General features: G+C 63.6%; 22 protein-coding genes. 13 read left to right on the top strand and 9 right to left on the bottom strand.

What is annotated here, in order from left to right; all coding sequences use genetic code 11:
* Positions 1 to 123: 123 nt before the first annotated feature.
* The 3 genes from PFZ56_RS29975 to PFZ56_RS29965 all read left to right on the top strand — a co-directional run bounded on the left by PFZ56_RS29975 (position 124) and on the right by PFZ56_RS29965 (position 3,139).
* Positions 124 to 1,731, top strand: coding sequence for a 5-guanidino-2-oxopentanoate decarboxylase (locus PFZ56_RS29975; RefSeq protein ID WP_170001476.1), 1,608 nt, complete (start codon positions 124 to 126; stop codon positions 1,729 to 1,731).
* 126 nt (positions 1,732 to 1,857) lie between these two features.
* Complete coding sequence (locus PFZ56_RS29970) at positions 1,858 to 2,334, top strand: HIT family protein (protein WP_110652257.1); 477 nt, start codon at positions 1,858 to 1,860, stop codon at positions 2,332 to 2,334.
* Between the two features lies 1 nt (position 2,335).
* Positions 2,336 to 3,139: a GNAT family N-acetyltransferase gene (locus tag PFZ56_RS29965; protein WP_170001475.1), complete on the top strand. Its 804-nt coding sequence runs from the start codon at positions 2,336 to 2,338 to the stop codon at positions 3,137 to 3,139.
* Here the strand turns inward: PFZ56_RS29965 and PFZ56_RS29960 are convergent.
* Positions 3,136 to 3,999: a DUF4087 domain-containing protein gene (locus tag PFZ56_RS29960; protein ID WP_170001474.1), complete on the bottom strand. Its 864-nt coding sequence runs from the start codon at positions 3,997 to 3,999 to the stop codon at positions 3,136 to 3,138. The genes PFZ56_RS29965 and PFZ56_RS29960 overlap by 4 nt on opposite strands.
* A gap of 89 nt (positions 4,000 to 4,088) precedes the next feature.
* On the opposite strand from PFZ56_RS29960, the gene PFZ56_RS29955 reads away from it, so the two are divergent.
* Positions 4,089 to 4,727 (top strand): hypothetical protein, encoded by a 639-nt coding sequence (locus PFZ56_RS29955; protein ID WP_170001473.1) that lies wholly within the window; start codon positions 4,089 to 4,091, stop codon positions 4,725 to 4,727.
* Positions 4,728 to 4,734: 7 nt separating this feature from the next.
* Here the strand turns inward: PFZ56_RS29955 and PFZ56_RS29950 are convergent, their stop codons facing one another.
* Entirely contained in the window at positions 4,735 to 5,361 is a 627-nt protein-coding gene (locus PFZ56_RS29950) for an SMI1/KNR4 family protein (RefSeq protein WP_170001472.1), read from the bottom strand.
* Between the two features lie 152 nt (positions 5,362 to 5,513).
* Here PFZ56_RS29950 and PFZ56_RS29945 point away from each other — a divergent pair, with 152 nt between their 5' ends.
* The 3 genes from PFZ56_RS29945 to PFZ56_RS29935 all read left to right on the top strand — a co-directional run bounded on the left by PFZ56_RS29945 (position 5,514) and on the right by PFZ56_RS29935 (position 7,497).
* Positions 5,514 to 6,344: an amidohydrolase family protein gene (locus tag PFZ56_RS29945; RefSeq protein WP_047305980.1), complete on the top strand. Its 831-nt coding sequence runs from the start codon at positions 5,514 to 5,516 to the stop codon at positions 6,342 to 6,344.
* A 123-nt stretch (positions 6,345 to 6,467) separates the two neighbouring features.
* On the top strand, positions 6,468 to 6,908 hold the full coding sequence (locus PFZ56_RS29940; protein ID WP_170001471.1) for a DUF3592 domain-containing protein: 441 nt from the start codon (positions 6,468 to 6,470) through the stop codon (positions 6,906 to 6,908).
* A gap of 4 nt (positions 6,909 to 6,912) precedes the next feature.
* On the top strand, positions 6,913 to 7,497 hold the full coding sequence (locus PFZ56_RS29935; RefSeq protein WP_102880841.1) for a hypothetical protein: 585 nt from the start codon (positions 6,913 to 6,915) through the stop codon (positions 7,495 to 7,497).
* Positions 7,498 to 7,521: 24 nt separating this feature from the next.
* On the opposite strand, the gene PFZ56_RS29930 is transcribed toward PFZ56_RS29935, so the two are convergent.
* Together PFZ56_RS29930 and PFZ56_RS29925 are read right to left on the bottom strand one after the other, a co-directional pair.
* Positions 7,522 to 8,769 (bottom strand): aspartate aminotransferase family protein, encoded by a 1,248-nt coding sequence (locus PFZ56_RS29930; protein WP_170001470.1) that lies wholly within the window; start codon positions 8,767 to 8,769, stop codon positions 7,522 to 7,524.
* 421 nt (positions 8,770 to 9,190) lie between these two features.
* Entirely contained in the window at positions 9,191 to 9,700 is a 510-nt protein-coding gene (locus tag PFZ56_RS29925) for a DUF2938 domain-containing protein (protein WP_170001469.1), read from the bottom strand.
* 109 nt (positions 9,701 to 9,809) lie between these two features.
* Between PFZ56_RS29925 and PFZ56_RS29920 the strand changes: the two genes are divergently transcribed.
* The 3 genes from PFZ56_RS29920 (at position 9,810) to PFZ56_RS29910 (ending at position 13,444) form a co-directional block, all read left to right on the top strand.
* Entirely contained in the window at positions 9,810 to 10,475 is a 666-nt protein-coding gene (locus PFZ56_RS29920; RefSeq protein ID WP_102880838.1) for a metalloregulator ArsR/SmtB family transcription factor, read from the top strand.
* 214 nt (positions 10,476 to 10,689) lie between these two features.
* A complete protein-coding gene (locus tag PFZ56_RS29915) occupies positions 10,690 to 12,738 on the top strand; it encodes a c-type cytochrome (protein WP_110596396.1) in 2,049 nt (682 codons plus the stop codon).
* Positions 12,739 to 12,874: 136 nt separating this feature from the next.
* Complete coding sequence (locus tag PFZ56_RS29910) at positions 12,875 to 13,444, top strand: hypothetical protein (protein WP_170001468.1); 570 nt, start codon at positions 12,875 to 12,877, stop codon at positions 13,442 to 13,444.
* Between the two features lie 9 nt (positions 13,445 to 13,453).
* On the opposite strand, the gene PFZ56_RS29905 is transcribed toward PFZ56_RS29910, so the two are convergent.
* The 4 genes from PFZ56_RS29905 to gcvA form a co-directional block, all read right to left on the bottom strand.
* On the bottom strand, positions 13,454 to 13,882 hold the full coding sequence (locus PFZ56_RS29905; protein WP_394304567.1) for a hypothetical protein: 429 nt from the start codon (positions 13,880 to 13,882) through the stop codon (positions 13,454 to 13,456).
* The gene (locus PFZ56_RS29900; RefSeq protein WP_170001466.1) at positions 13,869 to 15,797 is read right to left on the bottom strand and encodes an alkaline phosphatase D family protein; all 1,929 of its coding nucleotides are present in this window, start codon (positions 15,795 to 15,797) and stop codon (positions 13,869 to 13,871) included. Before PFZ56_RS29900 ends, PFZ56_RS29905 begins: the two co-directional genes overlap by 14 nt.
* A gap of 103 nt (positions 15,798 to 15,900) precedes the next feature.
* The gene (locus tag PFZ56_RS29895) at positions 15,901 to 16,509 is read right to left on the bottom strand and encodes a LysE family translocator (protein WP_110596399.1); all 609 of its coding nucleotides are present in this window, start codon (positions 16,507 to 16,509) and stop codon (positions 15,901 to 15,903) included.
* Between the two features lie 125 nt (positions 16,510 to 16,634).
* On the bottom strand, positions 16,635 to 17,564 hold the full coding sequence (gene gcvA, locus PFZ56_RS29890; protein ID WP_170001465.1) for a transcriptional regulator GcvA: 930 nt from the start codon (positions 17,562 to 17,564) through the stop codon (positions 16,635 to 16,637).
* A 96-nt stretch (positions 17,565 to 17,660) separates the two neighbouring features.
* Between gcvA and PFZ56_RS29885 the strand changes: the two genes are divergently transcribed.
* The gene (locus PFZ56_RS29885; RefSeq protein WP_170001464.1) at positions 17,661 to 17,858 is read left to right on the top strand and encodes a DUF3077 domain-containing protein; all 198 of its coding nucleotides are present in this window, start codon (positions 17,661 to 17,663) and stop codon (positions 17,856 to 17,858) included.
* A 70-nt stretch (positions 17,859 to 17,928) separates the two neighbouring features.
* Here the strand turns inward: PFZ56_RS29885 and PFZ56_RS29880 are convergent, their stop codons facing one another.
* Positions 17,929 to 18,252, bottom strand: a complete 324-nt coding sequence (locus PFZ56_RS29880) for a hypothetical protein (protein WP_016968355.1) — start codon at positions 18,250 to 18,252, stop codon at positions 17,929 to 17,931.
* 167 nt (positions 18,253 to 18,419) lie between these two features.
* Here PFZ56_RS29880 and PFZ56_RS29875 point away from each other — a divergent pair, with 167 nt between their 5' ends.
* Positions 18,420 to 19,130, top strand: a complete 711-nt coding sequence (locus PFZ56_RS29875) for a response regulator (protein WP_047305971.1) — start codon at positions 18,420 to 18,422, stop codon at positions 19,128 to 19,130.
* Entirely contained in the window at positions 19,127 to 20,467 is a 1,341-nt protein-coding gene (locus PFZ56_RS29870) for an ATP-binding protein (RefSeq protein ID WP_346010516.1), read from the top strand. The genes PFZ56_RS29875 and PFZ56_RS29870 overlap by 4 nt, the downstream gene beginning before the upstream one ends.
* The last annotated feature ends 60 nt before the right edge of the window (positions 20,468 to 20,527 follow it).

The raw sequence follows: 20,527 nt of genomic DNA, 5'->3' as shown, positions 1-20,527 counted from the left end.
TTTTATTGAGCAATCGTCGCGATTTTTTTCGATTGTTGCGCCTCGGGTGCAGCGACTAATGTCCTTCGACATCAGCCGGGCGCAGGGTGTCGTCCGGACGCATAAGAACAAGAGGAGTAGTCGATGACCACCTGTGCCCAGTCGCTGGTTCGTTTGCTGGAAGGTTATGGCGTGGACACGGTGTTCGGGATTCCCGGCGTGCACACCGTCGAGCTGTATCGCGGCCTGCACGGCAGCCGCCTGCGCCATGTCAGCCCGCGGCATGAACAGGGCGCCGGGTTCATGGCCGACGGTTATGCCCGGGCCAGCGGCAAGCCCGGGGTGTGCTTCATCATCACCGGCCCCGGCATGACCAACATCCTCACCGCCATGGGCCAGGCCTACGCCGATTCGGTGCCGATGCTGGTGATCTCCACGGTCAACCGTCGCGAGCACCTGCGCCTGGGCCACGGCCATCTGCATGAACTGCCGGACCAGCGGGCGATGGTGGCCGGGGTCTGCGCCTTCAGTCACACCCTGCAGTCGCCTGCGGAACTGCCGGAGCTCCTGGCCCGGGCCTTTGCCGTGTTCAAGTGCGCGCGACCACGGCCGGTGCACATCGAGATTCCCCTGGATGTGCTGGACATGCCCGCCACCGACCTCAACCTGATGCCCCGCAGCCTGCCCGGTGCTCCGGCCCCGGCCGGAGCCTCGATCGAAGCGGCCGCGACCTTGCTCAACAGCGCTCACCGGCCGTTGATCCTGGCCGGCGGCGGCGCCCGGGGTTGCGCTGAGGCGCTGCGCCAGTTGGCCGAACGCCTGCAAGCACCGGTGGCCCTGACCACCAACGCCCGGGGCCTGTTGCCCTGCGCGCACCCGCTGTTGCTCGACGGCGTGCAGTCATCGGCCCATGGCCGGGCGCTGATCGACGAAGCCGACGTGGTGCTGGCCGTGGGCACTGAACTGGGGGAAACCGACTACGACTTCTTTGGCCTGGGCCCGCTGCGTTTCAAAGGCTCGTTGATCCGCCTGGACATCGACCCGATGCAGGTCATGGGCGTGCAGCGGGCCCATGTCGGCCTGGTGGGCGATGCCCTGGAAGGCTTGCAAGCCTTGCTTGGCAAAGTGCTGCAACCCAGCTCTCGCGGTCGTTGGGCCGTGGACAGCGTGCAGCGGGTCAACCAGGCCGAACGCACGGGCTGGACGCCCAAGCAACAAGGCCTGCAAGGCTTGCTCGACCTGCTGCGCGACACCCTGGGCAGTCCGATCCTGGTGGGCGACTCGACCCAACCGGTGTACCAGGGCGCCTGCGGCTACCAGGCACCGGCCCCGGCCAGTTGGTTCAACGCCGGCAGCGGTTACGGCACCCTGGGCTACGGCCTGCCGGCAGCCATGGGCGCCAAGCTGGCACGGCCCGAGCGTCCGGTGGTGGCGCTGGTGGGGGACGGCGGCTTGCAGTTCGCCAGCAGCGAACTGATCGCCGCCAAGGAAGCGCAGATCGGGGTGATCCTGCTGGTGTGGAACAACCAGTGCTACGGCGAGATCCGCGACTACATGCAGGCCCGGGACATCGCGCCGCTGGGGGTGGACATCCTCACTCCGGACTTCCGGGCCATGGCCCAGAGCTTCCATGTGGCGCACCATCGCGCCGACACCCCGGCGCAGTTGCAGGAACTGCTGCAGAGCCTCAGGGATATCCGCCAGCCGGTGATGATCGAAGTCGACGCCGGCGCCTATCTGGCCCTGGACTGATCCGCAGGCCTGTTTCGCGGACAGGCTCTCCAAGAATGAGTCTTCAAGGGACAGGCCTTCGAGGGATAAGGTGGGTTACATTGACGTAGCCCGCCAGGACGCACCTTGTCACTTGAGGATTCATGGATGAACTGCATTTTCTGCCAGATTGTCGCCGGCACCCTGCCAGCGGCCGTGGTTTACCGCGATGAACACTGCATGGCCTTCATGGATGTGCATCCCCTGGGGGCGGGTCATGTCCTGCTGATTCCCCAGCCCCATGTGGAAAAGCTCGATCAATTGCCCGGCTTCGTCCGTCAGCACCTGTATCAGGTGTTCGATGGATTGCTGGCCGCGCAGCGGCGTGCCGGCTACGGCGTCGAAGGCACCCACCTGCTGGTCAATGATGGTCGGGCCACCAACCAGCACATCCCCCATGCCCATCTGCACCTGATCCCGCGCAAGCGTGGCGATGCCCTGGGCTTTGCCGGGCGCCTGCTGCTGCATTTCAGCGGGTTGTTTGGGCGTCGCGCCAAACTCGAGGTCCTGCAGCAGCAGGCTGCCAGCATCGCCGAACAAGTGCGCGTGCCCTGGGTCAGCGAAACCCCGATGGGCGGTCGCTGATATGGATCGCCGCCGCGCCCTGGCGCTTGAATACGCGGAGCACCAATACCTGCGGGCCCGGGTTCAGGGCTTGGCGAACTTGGCAGGCAACCCCCATGGGGCCAGCCTGCTGGGCGAGCCGGGGTGTGGCGCCTTCGTCGTCGCTGGTAATCCCAGTCCGATGATGAACCGGGTACATGGCGACTGGGCGCAACAGGCCTGCCGCCTCGTCGAGCTGTTACAGACCTGCGCGGCCTGCGCCCCGGCGATCGCCTTGATCGCTGAGTCAGCCAAGGTGGCGGGCACCCTGGAACTGGAGGGGCAGCCATTGCAGCGCCTCAAGGGTTGGACCCACGGGCAGTTGTTCGCTTCGATCGACGAACTGGCGCCGCCGTCTTCCGCGCTGGATATCGAGCCGGTGACGGCCTTGAACCTTGAAAGGTTCTGCGCGCTGCACAGCGAAGGCTTCAATACCCCTGCGGCGGCGCGGCCGATCAACCAGGCGGCTTTCAGCGGCTTGCTCAACGATGGGCGCGGGCATTTGTACCTGCTGCGGGACCGGGGTGTTGCAGTGGCTGGCGCAGCGCTGTTCATCGCTGACAATGGCGTGGCCTACCTGGGCACTGCCTTTACCACCCGGGCCGCCCGGGGGCTGGGCCATCATCGGGCCCTGATCGGCCATCGCGTGCAACAGGCCGCCGCTCTTGGCGCCCGGAGTGTCGCGGCCACGGCCCTGGTGAACTCGCAAAGCCGGCGCAACTTGGAGCACTACGGCTTGCGCCTGTCCCACCTGCAAACCCTGTATCGGGCCGAGTCACAGGGCTAGTGGGGTGGCGTTGTCGGCGCCGGGTCGAAGCGGATCGAGTACAGAATCGCCCTCAGGGTGGCGAAGTCCTGAAAGAACCCGACGCTGTCAGCCACCACCTGACGCTGGCCGCTGTCGATCAGCGCCATCAGGCAGGTGCCGCCATAGGCGTGAAAGCCGGTGTCCCCATCGCTGATGCCGCAGGTCTGATAGGCCAGCAGGCCTTTCCAGCCGGGGCCTGAAATCTCTTGCACCGGGCTGGGTTCATCCCTTCCGGCGCTGCGCATCCACACGCCGTTTTCCTGATAGAAAAACAAACCTTCGGCGGCCTGTTCCAGGCTGCCCTGCTGCAGGCACAGGTGCAGGGTGTATTCCTCCTGGGGACGTTTTTTCGGGTGGTCCAGGGTGAGGCAGTTCTGCGCCTGGCCAAGCTTCCAGCCTTTGGGGTATTGCAGGCTGAAGCCCTGGGCCTTGAAGCGTGGTGAATCCATGGGCAATACCGGAACTCCGGCTTCCTCGCGCAAGGGTTCGTACAGGCTGGGATCGTTGCGACAGGCAGACAGCGGGCGGGCCTTGGCCTTGTGCAATTGGTCGAGGCGATGTGTCTGTGGATCAGCACTGGCGCTGACGCAGGCACAGCCGTAGCCGTAGTGGTTGTTGGTGCGCACCCATTGCTGGTCGTTGAAGGTGGGCCAGTCGCCCTCCGCCTGATAACCGCCCTGGCTGGCGATTTCCCAGACGCCGTCGCGGTCGGTCAGGGAGGCATTGGCCGGCGTCGGGTTCTCGAACCAGCCGCAACGGCGTTCGACTTTGGTCGGCGCGGCGTTGGCGGGTAAGGCAATCAGTGTCAGGAGTGTGCAGATCAGGGCACGTTGCAGCATGGAGCATCCTTGTTCGGTGAGTGATAGAGGCGAAACTCGAGTAATCTCGCCGCTGGCTTTCAGCCATTCATGGAGATCAGGGAGATTTTATGCAAAGGGTGATGTGCACAGTAGTGAGCCTGTCGCTCATCGTTTCATCCTTGGGGGGATGCGCCTCGCAAGCCAAACCCCGGGTCGTGGGCCCACAGGTTTATGGTTACACCCTCAATCAACGGCTCTCCACCGATGAGTTCAAGGCCCTGTCCGATACTGGCAGGCAGACAATGAGCGGACTTTCGATCTATGAGCTTAAAGACCCTGAGGGTGCCAGGCTCAAGCTGTATCTGGAACGCACCCTGTGGGTGGATAGAGTTGAGAAGGTCAGTGCTCCGTTCAAAGTCGAAAGTGATTGCGAGAATGCCTTGAAAGATGAAACTGCGCGGTTGCAGTCGACGATTGCCGAGTTCAATTCCCGTCAAGCCCGTCCGGGCGGGGCGCCTCGTCAGGTTGGAGATATCTACGCCAGTCAGTCAACGACCCCATGCACGCGTAAAGGCGGCAGAGATGCGGATGCCCAGAGCTACCGCTATGAGCTCTCTGCCAGCCTGAGCACCGAGACCGCGCCGGTAAAACACGGACTGTCGGAAAAGGTTGAAAACGCCTACATGGGGATGTGGATGGGCGTCTTCACCATCGTTCTCTTGCCTTTTGTGTTGATCGGTGCGGCAGTGGGCGCCGTGACTGATTGATCGCCGTTCAGTAGCGCCACTTGCGCACCAGGTCCTCGCCGTAGCGCTGGCTGATCAGCGCTTCGGCGATGTCATCGTCTTCATACACCTCCGCCAAGCACAGCAGCATCAGCGCATCCAGGTACTCCTCGGGGGAGTCGAAGAAGCGCGTCAGCGCTGTGCCTGTGTCGTGGTCGAAGTAGTAGACCGCTCCGCTTTCCCGGTGAAAGCAGAACAGGTTGCCGTTGCCCAGGTAGTCGCCGAAAGCGACCAGCTGGTGCGCCAGTGCCAGGTCCAGATCGCTCTCGGGGATATCGACAATGCCAGGGTAGGCCTCCAGCAGAGGCTGGATCGGGGTATGGCCGGGGCCTACGCTGCAAAGGATCTCCGCCAGGGACAAGACCCCCAGCTGCCGATGATAGTCGCGCAGAGATGGCGGCAAGGCACAGCCCAGTCGCTGCTCCAGGGCCACCAGCGCTTCCTCGCTGACGGGGGTTAATTCAGGCTCGTTGACGTGCCCTTCCCACAGCGCACCGTAGGCACCGATGACCGCCAGGTACCAGCTCAGCCGCGCGGCTTGATCAGGCAGATCCGGCCAGGCCAGGGGCGGGCAGCCGGCAGGGGGCCATTGCTCTGGGGTGGTTTGATCGGTCATGGAGCGTCCTTGCGAGGGTGTCGGGAAGGGGAAAGCTTTATCCATGGCTTGAACACATGGGTCAAGCCTGATGAGCGCTGCGGACATTGTTGGCGGCAAGGTCCGGATCTAGCCTGTGGTTTCGATCTTGAATACATAGGGGGGACCGCCCAATGACCTTGAAACGGGGCGCCATCGATGCCTGGGCGCAGCCGGCCAACGGCCGTGCCCGGGCGCTGTTGCCGGAAGTGGCGCGGTTGTTCGAGAAGTCCGGGTCCGCGCATTTGCTGGACCAGGCCCTGAGCATTGAACACACGGTGGAACTGATGGACCAGGCAGGTGTGGAGAAACTCATGCTTTCGGCCTGGTGCCGGCCCGAGGGCTGGGTGTTCAGCAACGATGAGATTGCGGCTTATACCCGGGCCTTTCCCGAACGTTTCGTCGGCGTGGCCACGGTGGACCTGAGCCGGCCGATGGCGGCGGTGGCCGAGTTGGAACGGGCCGTCAAGGAACTGGGCTGCAAGGCTCTGCGCATCGTGCCCTGGTTATGGAAACTGCCGCCCAATCACCGCTGGTATTACCCGCTGTATGTGAAGTGCATCGAATTGGGCATTCCCTTCTGTACCCAAGTCGGTCATACGGGGCCGCTGATGCCCTCGGAAACCGGGCGGCCCGTGCCGTACCTGGACGAGGTGGCCCTGGACTTTCCCGAACTGGTGATCGTTGGCGGGCATATCGGGCACCCCTGGACCGACGAGATGATCGGTCTGGCCTGGAAGCACGACAACATCCACATCGATACCTCCGCCTACCTGCCGGCCTATTACCCCCCACAGTTGCTGCACTTCATGCGCACTTATGGCCAGGACAAGGTGTTGTTCGGCAGCAACTTCCCCCAGCTGTCGCTGAAAAAATGCCTGGAACAGGTGCGAGCGCTGGAACTTCCGCCGGCCATTGCGGACAAATTCCTCCAGGGCAATGCCCGTCGGGTATTCGGTTTGTAAGCGCTGGCAGCGGCGCTCAAGCGGATCTCCTGGGCGCCTGAACGCCGCTGCGGCGGTTTTTCTGGGGGTAGGTTTCTTGCTATCGTGGCCTCCCTCTTTCACGGACGAATATCGAGACAGCCCATGGCTAACTCCACCCCGTCACGCCTCGGCAAGATCCTCCAGGGTCTGCTGTTTGTTCTGATCGGCATTGGCCTGTTGGCCATTGCTGTCAATCTCACCCTCGATCGTCGCGAATTCATCGCCAGTGCCCAGATCGCCGACGGTATCGTCAGCGACCTGAACGCCGGTGGTTCGCACCCCGAGATCGCCTTTACCACCGGCAGCGGTGAGAAAATTTCCTACCCCCAGGGCGGCTTTATCTTCGGCTACCAGAAAGATCAGCCCGTGCGGGTGTACTACCAGCCTGAGCGGCCGGCCAACAGCGCGGTCATCGACGACCCGGCAGCACTCTGGGCCACCCCGGGTGTGCTCGGCCTGATCGGTTTGGTATTTACCCTGGCCGGCCTGGTGGGTGTCATCAGCCAGCGCGGACGAGCCACACAAAGAGCAAAAGGACTTTGACCCCATGAACCTCAGCATTCCGATTCCGGTCAACGAAAGTAAATGGCTGTACCAGACCGCCAGCGGTGGCGGCCTGACCATCGCCCTAGTGGCCGGCGGTGGTGGATCGATCACCCTGCGTTCGCCTCAGGGCAAGGACGTCAGCTATCGCTACGGCGGTCTGGGGGTGGGCGCCGGCTTTGGTGGGCGCCTGCCGCGTTTCGGCAAGGTCAATATCCAGGTCAAGGGCAAGAGCGTCAGTGGTGCCGGTGCGGCGGAGGCTTTTCCCAGCACCGGCAAGGTCTTTGTCAGCGATGCCCTTCGCAGCCGGGACCTGACCGAGGACGACATCACCGGGCCTTGCTTCTATACCGAAGTCGGTGGCGGACTGGTGGTGGGCGGTTCGGCCACGGCCCTGCTGTTCGGCCTGGACCCCAAGCTACTGGCCCTGGCCGTCTTTTTGGGAAGCAACCCGGCGACCATGATGGCTTCGATCAAGGTCAACGAGCAGTTGCTGCGTTCGGCCAAGGGCGCAGTGGTCATGGCTGGCATGAACGTCGGACCACAGGCCGGTGGCGGCATTGCCACCTACATGGGCTACCTGTTCTAGCCTCGCCCTGAGGCGCGCCGGGAATCACAGGCGCGCCAGGCACTCCTGAAGAACATCCAGGCCCTCCTCAAAGATTTCAGGCTCGGTGGTCAAGGGCGCCAGCAGACGAATGATGTGCCGCGACTTGCCGCTGGGCATCAGCAGCAGCCCGGCCTCCCGGGCGTTGCCGAGCAGGGCGCTCAACTGTTCCGGCGCCGGTTCGCCGCGGGCATTGACCAACTCGATGCCGCGCATCGCGCCGACGCCGGTCAAGCGTCCCAGATACGGGCTCAGCCGATCGGCTTTCCAGCCCTCATAACGTTGCACGATGGCCTGTTCCTGGCGTTCGCCCCAGGCTTGCAGATGTGCATCGGTCATTTCCTCCAGGGTGGCAAGAGCGGCCGCGCAAGCAATCGGGTTGCCTGAATAGGTGCCGCCCAGGCCGCCCTTGGGCAGCACGTCCAGCAACTCCCTGCGACCTACCACCGCGCCCAGCGGAAGCCCGCCGCCAATACTCTTGCCCAGCAGGATCAGGTCCGGCTCGATGCCCAGGCGAGAGAAGGCAAAGCGCTGCCCGGTGCGGCCGAAGCCGGACTGGATTTCATCGGCGATCAGCAGAATTCCGTGTTCGTCACAGAAGCTGCGTAACGCCCGGGCGAAGGTGGCGTCCAGGGCCAGGAAGCCGCCTTCGCCCTGCACCGGTTCGAGGATGAAACAGGCCACTTCCTCGACATCGATTTCCACACTGAACAGGCGCTGCATGGCCTTCAGCGCTTCGTCGCAGGTGACGCCGTTGTCGGCGCTGGGGAAGGGCAGGTGGTACACCGGCCCGGGTAGCACTCCGACCTTCTGCTTGTAGGGCGCTACCTTGCCGTTGAGGTTGAGGGTGGCCAGGGTGCGCCCGTGAAAGGCGCCGTCGAAGGCGATGACTGCACTGCGCCCGGTGGCCCCGCGGACGATCTTCAGGGCATTTTCCGCGGCCTCGGCGCCGCTGTTGGTAAGCATGCCGCTGACCGGGTAACGCACCGGGATAAAGTCCGCCAGGCGCTGCATGAACTCGATGTAGGGCTCGTGGTACGCGGCGTTGAAGGCGTAGTGGGTGAGTCGGGTGGCCTGCTGCTGGATGGCCGCGACGATCCGCGGATGGCAATGCCCCAGGTTGAGCACGCCGATACCGCCGACAAAGTCGATGTAGCGCTTGCCGTCGCTGTCCCAGACTTCGGCGTTGCGCCCGTGGCTGAGGCGGATCGGGTGGACGGTGGAAAGCGAACGGCTGATGTTCTCGTGGCTCATGGATGCGGGCTCTGGGTGCCGGAAACGAGCCGTTATCTAAGCCGTTGGCGAGGGCTTGGGACAAACGAAATAAAGTCGTCGGTTCAGTATGAAAATTCCCGATGTGCCCAAAGCGCCGTGTCAACGATGCCGGGTCTTGCGCCGTTTGCGCAGGTGACGGATCAGCGCGACAACGGCGACCAGTGCTACCACAGCAACGACGTCGAGTCTTGATCTTGGCTGTGAGTGCCTTGTTTCTGAGGGGGGTGAGTGCGTCAGCTCCATCATCTTGATGGAGCTGATACAGGGGGCAGAAAAATCTGCCACTCCGGAAAAGAACCCACTTTGGGGCTGACATTGATCAGTGAAAGCCAGCCGAGGGCACCTGTTCCCGAGTGACGGTTTGAGAACGGAGCCTAGTGGACGCGGGCTGGATGGCCGATCACGCGGTCAGCTCTTGGACCCACGCCCAGAACATCCCCGCGCCATACAGTCCCAGACCGAACACCGAATGCGCCATCAGGCTGCGCAGCCGGGCCACATTCGGCTTAGGCATCTTGCTCGCCGCGATTCCGGCGCCCATGCCCGGTTGCATCAGCAGGAACGGCGCAGCCACCGTCACCACGCCGATGATCAGGGCCGGTGCCAGGGTCGGTTGTCGCGCCCACTCCAGGCCGCAGATCAGCAGCAACAGGGCGGCAAAGCCGACGCCGATCAGGTAGTGCGCCAGCCAGCCCAGCGCATGCTCCCCGGGTACCGCGGCGGCTTGGGCGATGCTTGGATGCACGAAGCGCCCGTGAGGAAAATGCCCTATCCAGCGGCCGACCATGGCCCAGTTGGCACCAGGAATGTTCAGCCCCCGCGCCAGAAGCAGCGTCCAAAGATCAAGGATCAAGGTAGCGCCTATGCCCAACAGCAGCGCCTGTGAAATCAACGCGACGAACTCATGCATTAAGGACTCCTTGAAGTGCGACGGGCTGTGCTTCAGCCTTGTGCATGGGTGTGATAGGTTTTCATTCAATTAAGTGATTGAATGATCAATAAAACAGCAGGAGCTGTCAATGAGCGATTCGATTTCCCCCCAGCAGCCCCTGGCCGAGATGGCTGAGCTGGCACGTATTCTCGGCCACCACCATCGCCTGATCCTGCTGGAGCACATCGCCCGCGACGAGCAGCCGGTGGAGCGCCTGGTGGAAGCCTCGGGGCTCTCGGTGGCTAACACTTCGCAACACCTGCAGCAGCTGAGGCGAGGCGGGTTCGTACAGACCCGGCGTGATGGCAAACGGGTGCTCTACAGCCTGAGCCCGGGGCCGCTGGTGAGCCTGCTGGACGCCTTGCGTCAGTACGTCGATTACAACCATGGGCAGATTCGCCAACTGCTGGCCGACAGCGAGCAACAGCCGATGCGACTGGAGGGCATATCCCGTGAGGAACTGCGTCAACGCTTGCAGGAAGGCGGCATGACCCTGCTGGACGTACGTTCGCCGGAGGAGTTCGCTCAAGGGCATTTGCCTGGGGCAATCAACATCCCGATGGCGGACCTGGAACAGCGTCTGGCCGAACTGTCCACCGATCAAGAGCTAGTGGCCTACTGCCGTGGTCCGTACTGCGTGCTGTCACAGAATGCCGCAGCCCTGCTACGGGCCAAGGGCTTCAAGGTGCGACGCCTTGATGAGGGGTTCAGCGATTGGCAAGCGGTCGGATTGGAGGTGGAAACCAGTGAGTAAAAGTGTCACGTAGGCGGGCATACAGGACATTGCCTAGGGCGCCATGATCCATATCAACAGGGCTTTCAGAAAAATCCTATACAAGGGCACCAGGCTCGGACTCACGAGGTATCGAGCCCCTGACCTGCACCGTGAAGGTCGGGATAACCAATAAAAACCTTTGTGGATATCGGCCGAGGGGACCACCCCAGGCGGATTTTAAAGGAATAACCTGATGGCTTTTTCTCTGTCGCGCCTGTGCCTGCTAGGCGCTGCGTTGCTCTGCGTACCCCCTCTGCAAGCCAGTGAGCCGACCCCGGCAACGGCGGTTACCCCACCCGACTCCGAGCTGATCCAGCGTGGCCTGTACGTGGCCCAGCTGGGTGACTGCATCGCCTGTCACACCGCCAAGGGCGGGGCCACCATGGCCGGTGGCCTGGAGCTGAAGACGCCCATGGGCACCATCTACTCCAGCAACATCACCCCGGATAAAAACACCGGTATCGGCCGCTACAGTTTTGAAGAGTTCGATCGCGCCATGCGCGAAGGCGTCACCCCTGACGGCAGCCATCTTTACCCGGCCATGCCCTATCCGTCCTACGCCAAGATGACCGAAGAGGACATGCGCGCGCTCTACGCCTACCTGATGCACGGCGTGGAACCGGTGGCCCAGGGCAACCTGGAAGCCGACATGGGCTTCCCCTTCAACCAGCGCTGGGGCCTGTGGTTCTGGAACCTGGCCTTCGTCGACAAGCAGCCGTTCAAGCCCGATCCAGCCAAGGACGAGCAGCTCAATCGCGGCGCCTACCTGGTCCAGGGGTTGGGTCACTGCGGTTCCTGCCATACGCCACGGGGCATTGCCTTCCAGGAGAAGGCCATGAGCGACACCGAGTCCGGCGGCCAGCACTACCTGGCCGGCGAGACGGTGGAAGAGTGGCGGGCCCTGAGCCTGCGCAACCTGTGGACCGTGGAAGACACGGTGCAACTGCTCAAGACCGGGCAGAACCGCTTCGCCACGGTGTCCGGCAACATGGCCGACGTGATCCACCACAGCACCCAGCACTTCACCGACGCCGACCTGACCGCCATCGCCGCGTACCTCAAGTCCCTGCCGGCCGGCAAGGATGACCTGCCCATGCCTTCGGTGGCCCTGACCCCGGCGGCCCCGCCGAACAACCTGTTCACCTCCCGTGGCGGCCTGGGTTACGCGCAATTCTGTTCCGACTGCCACCGCCAGGACGGCGCCGGCGTGCCGCAGATGTTCCCGTCCCTGGCGGGCAACCCCAGCGTCGCTTCGGCCAACCCGACCTCCCTGCTGCACATCACCCTGACCGGCTGGCAGACCGCGCAGACCGCGGCTCATCCGCGGGTCTACACCATGCCTGGTTTTGCTCAGCTGGCGGACGGCGAGATCGCCGAGATCCTCAGTTTTATCCGCAGCAGTTGGGGCAACAACGGTTCGGCCATCAGCGCCGAGCAAGTGAAAAAGATGCGTGCGCAACTGAGCCCGCAAGTGGAAAGCACCCTGTTCGAAACCCCGCGCCTGGCCAACCTGCTGGCGGCGCCGAATGCCGAGCAAGTGGTGCGTGGCATGCGCCTGCACCTGGAAACCAAAGCCCTGTTGCCGGACAACGTCGGCAACTCGCTGAACTGCACCAGTTGCCACCTCAACGCCGGCACCGTGGCTGACGGTTCACCTTTTGTCGGTGTCTCGGCGTTCTTCCCCGGCTACGCGCCGCGGGCGGGCAAGACCATCACCCTGGAAGAGCGCATCAACGGCTGCTTCCGCCGTTCCATGCACGGCAAGCCGCTGCCGGTGAACGGCGCCGACATGCAAGCCATGGTGGCCTACTTCGAGTGGATGAAGATGAACACTCGTCCCGAAGACAAGGTGGCCGGGCGCGGCGTGGGCAAGATCGACCCGGCCCTCAAGCCTAACGCCGACAATGGCAAGCAGGTCTATGCCAAGCAATGCGCGGTGTGCCACGGCGCCGACGGCGAAGGTCTGAAACGGGCCGACGGCAGCCTGATCTTCCCGCCGTTGTGGGGCGATCAATCCTTCAACATCGGCGCCGGCATGGCCCGCACCTACACCGCAGCGGCCTTCGTCAAACGCAACATGCCGATTGGCTTCCACGAGAAATTCCCCCTGGGCCAGGGCGGCCTCTCGGATCAGGAAGCCCTGGACGTGGCCGAGTACTTCTCCCACCAACCGCGGCCGGACTTCCCGGACAAGGTCAAGGACTGGCCCAACGGTGGCCGTCCGGTGGACGCTCGTTACTGAGGGCTTGACCCTGTAGCCGCCGCCTTGAGCTGCGGCTACAGGCCCCGCAGAAAAATCTGCCGATGCTCCCTGGCGCCGAGGTAAGATCGCCATCCTTTGCCTCAGCCTTCGCTGGCGGTCCCATCAAGGATGAATCATGCGGCTGCATTCGATCCTGTTGCTGAGCCTGTCACTGGGGCTCGGCGGCTGTACCTTTGTCTCCACCCTCAAAGCCACCACCGTGAGCTACCGGGTGCCGGCCGATGCCGGTGAAACCGCGCTGATCCGCATCGTCGCCCAGGGGCTGGTGCGTGGCGTGCCCTACAGCGATTGCATCGACTGGCGCAAACCGAGCTCGGGGCTGATGGTTCGCCCCCATCGTGGTATTGCCCATCCCAACTTCCGCAACCTGGGCATTCCCATGACAGCCGCCACCGACCGCATGCGCCGTCAGGAAGGCTTTGGCGCCAACGAGCTGAAGATCCCGGCCAATCGTCCGTTCGCCTTCATGTTCTACAACACCGAGCCCGGGATGGATAAGGACTACCGCTTTGTCTGCGAACAAAGCGTGACCTTCGTGCCCGAGGCCGGTGCGACCTATCAGATGGTCTTTCTCCAGGACCAGATGTGCACAGCGATGCTGCGCAAGATCGACGATCAGGGCGAGATGCTGCCGGAACGGGTGGCACTGCGGCCTACCGATTACTGCAGTGCTGATGCGCGTTAGGGCTCGAACCTAGGGCGCATAGTGCTTGCAGATTTCCTCCCAGATGTAGGCCCCGCGAAAGCGGATCCAACGGATGAACAAGCGCACGCGAAACGCCTGCCAGCGGTTGCTGCGCCGAAGCGCCAGGCTTGCCTCGATCTCCTCCAGCAAGGGCTCGCGAGCAAAGCCCATCCAGATTTCCGGGATCACTGCCATCAGGTTGATGTAGCACACCGGCGCCACCTCTTCGTAGAGAATGCGCTCCACCTCGGCCCGGTCATAGGCCTGGGTTTCGCGGGCGATGTAGGCGTAGTCCACCTCGTTATCGACAAAGGCGTCCGATAACACGTAGCGAATATCGTCCCGCTGCTTCGGGGTGATGTCTGATGACACGCGGTGCTCCTTCCTTGGGCTTTCGGGGATCTGCCTGGCGCGCTGGCGGATTCTATCTCGGCGCAATCATCCGTGTCGGCGCCGCGCCATTGGCATTGTGCTGGAGGATGGTCACCGGCTGGCCCTGCTGATTGAAAAACACCTGGCCGATCCCCGACGAATTCCACAGCCGCTCCCCGGCTTCGGCATGCTCGGGCACGTGGGGTATCACCTTCATCCGCCGGCGCTTGGTGAACCAGTTCAACGGCGAGCGCGGCGAGTAGAGCCAGCGGTTGAGGCGGTCGAACCATTCCAGCAGGGTGTCGGGGAATTCGTTCTTGATGCCGCTGCTGGTGATCTGCCAGATGCGCGGGCCGCCCTGGCGGTGACGGATCAGCACTTCGTAGACGAAGGAATAATGCACATCGCCGGAGAGAATCACGTAGCTGCCCGGGGTTCGCGAGTGGCGGAAGATGTTCAGGATCACTTGGGCCGAACCGCGATGGGCCATCCAGTTTTCCGCGTCCACCAGCAGCGGGTAACCGCACCAGCTGAAGACTTTCTGCACCGTCTCGATCAGCTTGACGCCGAAGATCGGCGCCGGTGAAACGATGATCGCCGAGGGGTGATCCAGCAGTTCATGTTGCAGTTCGCACAGGGCCTCCCAGTCCAGCAGGCCCGAGGGCTGGCCCAGGTTGGACTCGCTGCGCCAGCGCCGGGTGCGGGTGTCCAGCACCACCAGGGCCGGGGTGCTGGGCAAGACGTACTGCCACTGTGCAAAGCGCAGCAACTGGTCGATCAAAGCGTCCTGGGCCTGACGTTGCAATAGGTGTTCTGGGCCTTGAGGCGTGGCGCTCAAGGCGCGGGTGTGGTCCAGCAGTTGGGTGAAGGCGTCCGGGTTGTTGCCCCAGCCCTGGCACAGCATGTAAGCCAGCAGCGCGTTGCCGATGATGCGTTTGGAGAAGGGATGACCGTAGGCGGTTTCTTCCCACTGGGCGCTGAGGTTCCAGTCGTCGGTGATGTCGTGGTCGTCGAAGATCATCAGGCACGACAGGTGGGCGAAGACCCGCGCGGCACCCTTCAGCCCCTGGACAAAATCATCGATGCGCTGCTGTTCCCGGGTGTAGCGCGTTTGCTGTTCCGGCGTCAGTTGCGGCGGCTGCGGCGCGATCAGGGTCCAGGGCACCGGTGACCACACCAGCAGGTACATGGCCAGCACCTCGGCGAAGGTCACCAGGTGGTTGTCGGCATTGCTGCTGGTGAAGATCGGCTTTTTCACCCCGCCGAAAAACCGCTCGCGCAGGGTTTCATTGCTCTTCAGCGCCGGGAGCAACTCGGCTCGTCGGTAGTAGCTGGCGTCATGGCGGTACAGCGCCTGGCTGTCGGCCACCACCGCGCCCTCCAACTCTTCATCGAACAGCCCGAGGCGTTCGATCAGGGCGTGAACTGCCCGCAACATGGGCCCGGCCACATCGTCGGCGTACACCTGATCGCCGCTCATCATCAACAAGGCGGGGCGCTGTGCGGGCTCGGGCTGTTGCGCCAGCAGGCGGTCGACGCAGAGCAGGCCATCAGTGGACGGGTGATGGGGCTTGCGGCAGGAGCCGTGGAGCAGGTTGTCGATGCGGCTGTGGAGCACGAACTCCGGAGTCCTGGCATCGCCATACAGCAGGTGCGGCGCCCAGTCGGCAATGGATCGGGCGCCGTCCTCGGCGTCGTTGATCAAGAGGTCATAGGCAATCGTCACGTCCTGGGGCAGGGCGTCGTCCAGGGGCACATCGATCAGATGGATAAAGGCCTGGCGCCCGACGGGGATGACCTGGCATTGCTGCTGATCGAGGGGCCGTTCCAGGGCCGGGCCGCCCGTGGGTTGCAGGCGCAGGGTCAGCGGCAACGCCCTTGAACCCACCAGCCACAGCACCAGCCGCGTTGGCTCCAGGCGGCGCAGCAGCGGGCCGGCAAGAACGGGGGGCAGGGCAGGGGCGGGCTTAGTCAGTGGCATCTGCTGCGGGGTCTCTAGCGGTAGCAAAGGGGGCGCAATGGTAGCGCAGCCGATGTCGAAGAAACGTCGGCTGCGGGCGCCGGGTCAAGGCTTTTGTATCCGATTATTTATGGGCGCTGGCCAGCATCACACCGAATCCGAGAAAGGTCATCCCCGACAGTTTGCCGACGATCCTGGCCCCTCGGCTACTGGACAGCCAGCCCCTGGCGCCGTTGGCCATCAGCGCGTAACCGCTGTGCAGCGCAATCACCAACAGGCTGTAGGACGCCACCAGCACAAAGAACTGGCTGTAGTAATCGCCTTGCGGCTGGATGAACTGCGGGAACACCGCGAGAAAGAAAAAACCGGCCTTGGGGTTGAGCAACTGGATCGACAGGGCCTCGACAAAGCGCCGTCCGGGGCGGCTTTTAGTGTCCTGGAGTGGCGGAATGAAACTCTGCGTGCGCCACATCTTCACCCCCAGATACAGCAAGTACAGGGCGCCGATGTACTTGAGCAGGGTAAAGGCGGTGGTTGAGGCCGCCAGGACCAGACCCAGGCTGCTGGCGGAAATCCCCGCCACCACAAAGGCGCCCAGGGCGATACCGAGAATACCCGGCAGTGCCCCGCTCCAGCCGTGGCGCAGGGCGTTGGACAGGGTCAGCACCACCCCAGGGCCGGGGCTGAGAATGGTCAGGGTGGCCAGCAGTAAAAACAGTCCATAACTTGCCATGGAGCACTCCAGAAATGAGCCATTGAAGGGGCGCAGCCTGCTCCGCGGTTGGCGGCCTGACAAACGCTTTAATTGCACGGCTGATGTGCCTAAATCAGATCCATGCACAGGCTCTACAAAGCGTGTCAGGCGCCGCTGGCCCGGGCGGGCACCTGGGTCCGATTAGTCACCGCGTCCTGCTGAATCTGCGCCAGCATCCACTCGATAAACACCTGGGCTTCGGGGGCGGCATCCGCGGCGAGCGCGTAGTAATAACGGGTCAGCGGCTGGTGCAGTTCCGGCAACGGGCAGACCAGTCGGCCGCTGCTCAGATCCTTGGCCAGCAACGAGGCCGGGCACAGCGCCAGCCCCAGGCCGTCGACACAGGCCTGGAGCACGAAGTGCAGATGGTCGAAATGCAAGGTCGGTGGCTGGCGCAGTGGCTTCAGACCGCAGTGCTCCAGCCATTTTTGCCAATCGTTGGCGCGGGTACGACTGACCAGCAGGGTATGGCGTCCCAGATCCTTGGGGCTGTTCAGCGCTGCGCTTTGCAACAGCGAGGGCGCGGCCACCACCAGGATTTCATCCTCCAGCAAGCGCTGAGGCTGCAGCGATGGCGCCCAGCCCGAACGCCCGCGACGAATCACCAGATCGAAGGTTTCCTTGGCCGGGTCGGGGAGCAGGGTGCTGGTCACCACTTCCGGCTGGATCTGCGGGTACAGCGCCATGAACTGCGGCAAGCGCGGAATCAGCCAGCGCACCGCGAAGGACGGCCGCACATTGACAGTCACCTTGCGCAGGGCCGCGCCGCGGCGCAGTGACACCGCGGCCGCGGCGATCTGAGTCAGGGCCACGCTGACCTGTTCATAGAAGGCTTGCCCGGCGGGGGTCAGCACCGACTGGCGAATGCGCCGTTCGAACAGCAACACACCCAGGTGCTCTTCCAGCAGTTTGATATGGCGGCTTATCGCGCTGTGGCTCACGTGCAGTTCTTCAGCAGCGCGGCTGAAACTCTCGTGGCGAGCGGCGGCGGCAAAGGCGCGGACGGCGTTCAAGGGGGGAAGGTCAGTGATCATGTGTCTAATTTAGTCACCTATGCGGCGCAATAAAAGCGTTTGTAAGTGCCACATCGTTAACGTCCATCGCGAGCAAGCTCGCTCCTACATCCAGACGTGCCGCTGCGCGAAGCCCTGGAGCAGGTGTCGCAATTGCTGTTCCACGCCAAGCATCTGGCTCGGGACGCGGCGCTGGAGCGGGATGACCGCTATGCCTGGGCCGCTCATTACTTCAGCGAGATGGGCAAGGCGATTGTCGATGATTTGTGCCTGGGGAGCTGGCCGGCTGCCGGGGAAGGGCAGCGCGCGGGTTGAGGTGAAGCTTTAAAGGTCTGTGCAGGCGCAGGGGAGCCTGGAGGTGAGTTGCTCCCCGCCTGTGATTTTCTCAGGCCGAGGCCTTGTGCTCTTCGCCGCGTTCAATGCTCTGCGGCTGGCCTTGTTCGATCACCCAGCGCAACAGCTCGGTCACCGACACCCGGTGCTTGCGTTCCACCCATTCCATGCCTTCGGGGCTGTAGTGCTCGCTGTAGCGGGTCAGCACCAGGTAGTGCTGGTCGTCGGACAGGCGCAGGCTGACTTCGCGGCAATGCAGGCTGGCGTCGGCGAGTTTGGTCACCCGTTGCAGCAGCATCAGGGCGTGTTGATCGGAGGTCGGCAGGGGCAGATCCTGCGCGACGAGAGGGGCCGGGGCGGGGTTGATCAGGCGCATGGTCAGGGTTCTCCAGCAAGGGGAAGCCGATGCTGGCAGGCAAACCTTGCGCAAAGATGTCTGCTTTATTGCGCCGCTGAAGGTTTGTTACTGCGTTGAAATATATGACGCCGGGCGGCGAATGGTTTTAGATAACCGCTTACTCCGACTTGAAGTGATGTCCGCTGGTGAGCCGTCTCTTGATCGTGGACGACGACATTGAAGTCCTCGCGCTGCTGAAGAAATTCTTTGTCCAACAGGGCTATCAGGTGGCCGTGGCCACCGATGGTGCGTCGCTGTGGGCGGCGCTGGAGCGCGAGGTGCCGGACCTGATCATCCTCGATCTGATGCTCCCCGGCGACAACGGCCTGACCCTGTGCCAGCGTCTGCGCCAGCAGCACGCCACGCCGGTGATCATGCTCACCGCCATGGGCGAGTTGAGCGACCGGGTGGTGGGCCTGGAGATGGGTGCCGACGATTACCTGAGCAAGCCTTTCGATGCCCGTGAGCTGCTGGCCCGGGTGCGGGCGGTGCTGCGCCGGGCTGGGGAGAGCCGGCCGGTGAGCGGCGAGGTGCCACGGCCCTTGATCAAGTTCGCCGACTGGCAACTGGACCTGACCCGCCGCGAGCTGCGCTCGCCGGACCAGGTGATGATTCCGTTGTCGGCGGGGGAGTTCGACCTGCTGCTGGTGTTTGTCGAGCACCCGCAGCGCATCCTCACCCGCGAGCAGTTGCTGGACCTGGCCCGGGGCCAGGCCCATGACGCCTTCGATCGCAGCATCGATGTGCAGGTCAGCCGTCTGCGGCGCAAGCTGGAGTTCGACACCAAGCGCCCGGCGATGATTCGCACCGTGCGCAACGGCGGTTACCTGTTCACCCCCAGCGTGACCCGCCAGTGAAGCTGATCAAGCCCCTGTGGCGCTATCGACTGCGCGACACCGTGGCGCGCTGGATCGCCCTGACCATCATCATGGCCATGCTCACCGCCCTGGCGTTCAATGCGCTGTTCGTGCAGTTGGCCGGGGTCTGGGCCTATCCACCGCTGGCGGAAACCGGGTTGCTGGAAAAGTCCGCGGCCATCGTGCGCATGATCGAAGCCTCGGAACCGGGCCAGCGCCCGCAACTGGCGGCGGCGGTCAGCAATGACCACCTGAGTATTCGCTGGCAGCCAACGCGCCAGGGCTTTGATCTGCCTGAGCTGGACGACCCGGAGTATCGGGTCGGCTCGGAAGGTATCCGCGCCATGCTGCAACCGCCCCAGCGACATATCGAGGCCTACCAGCCCAGTGACTGGCCGGGCCCGGATGGGCGTTACGCGTTGCTGGTGCAACTGACTGATCAGAGTTGGGTGATGTTTTCCTCAGCGTCGCGCAGTTGGGGCCTGGAGGAGGGCACGCGCAACCTGATCGTGATCGCCCTGGTGCTGATCTCCACTGGCCTTGTGGCCTTGATCGCCACGCGCCGGCTGGCCAAGCCGCTGCAGCAGTTCGCCCAGGGGGCGCGGCGCTTTGCCGTGGACTTTCGCGCGCCGCCCATCGATCCGGTGGGCCCCCACGAAATCCGCCAGGCCATCCTCGCCTTCAACGCCATGCAGGCGCAGTTGCAGCACTTCATCAAGGACCGCACGCAGATGCTCGCGGCCATCTCCCATGACCTGCGCACACCGCTGACTCGCATGCGCCTGCGCGGCGAGTTCATCGAAGATGCCGATCAGCAGCAGCGCCTGTTTCGTGATGTGGACGAAATGCAGGCCATGATCAATTCGGCCCTGGAGTTCTTTCGCGACGATGCGCGTCTGGAACAGGCCACCCATTTTGATCTGGCCGAGCTGCTGCAGACCCTGGTGGACGACTATCGCGACCAGTCCATGGAGATCCTTTTCAGCGGGCCGCCGCGCCTGGTGTATTGCGGCCGGCCCCTGGGGCTCAAGCGGGTGATGACCAACCTGCTGGATAACGCGATCAAGTACGGGGGCGAGCCGGCCATCGTGCTGGAGCAGGGCGCTGATCAATTGCGGGTGCGGGTGCTGGACCGTGGCCCGGGAATTGCGCCCGAGGCGCTGGAGCAGGTATTTGCGCCGTTCTACCGGCTGGAGAGTTCGCGCAACAAGAGCACCGGTGGCGTGGGCCTGGGGCTGTCGGCGGCGCGGGCCATCGTTCGCGAGCATGGCGGCGAGTTGCGCCTGTTCAATCGTGAAGGCGGTGGGTTGGAAGCGCGGGTGGAATTGCCGCTGTAGCCGCTGCCGCAGGCTGCGACAAGGCCCGAAGGGCCTTGCGAAGTCCTTCGAGCGCCCTGG

This window comes from Pseudomonas danubii (genome assembly GCF_042980055.1).
GTDB lineage: Bacteria > Pseudomonadota > Gammaproteobacteria > Pseudomonadales > Pseudomonadaceae > Aquipseudomonas > Aquipseudomonas danubii.
This window is presented reverse-complemented; position numbering and strand designations above follow the sequence as displayed.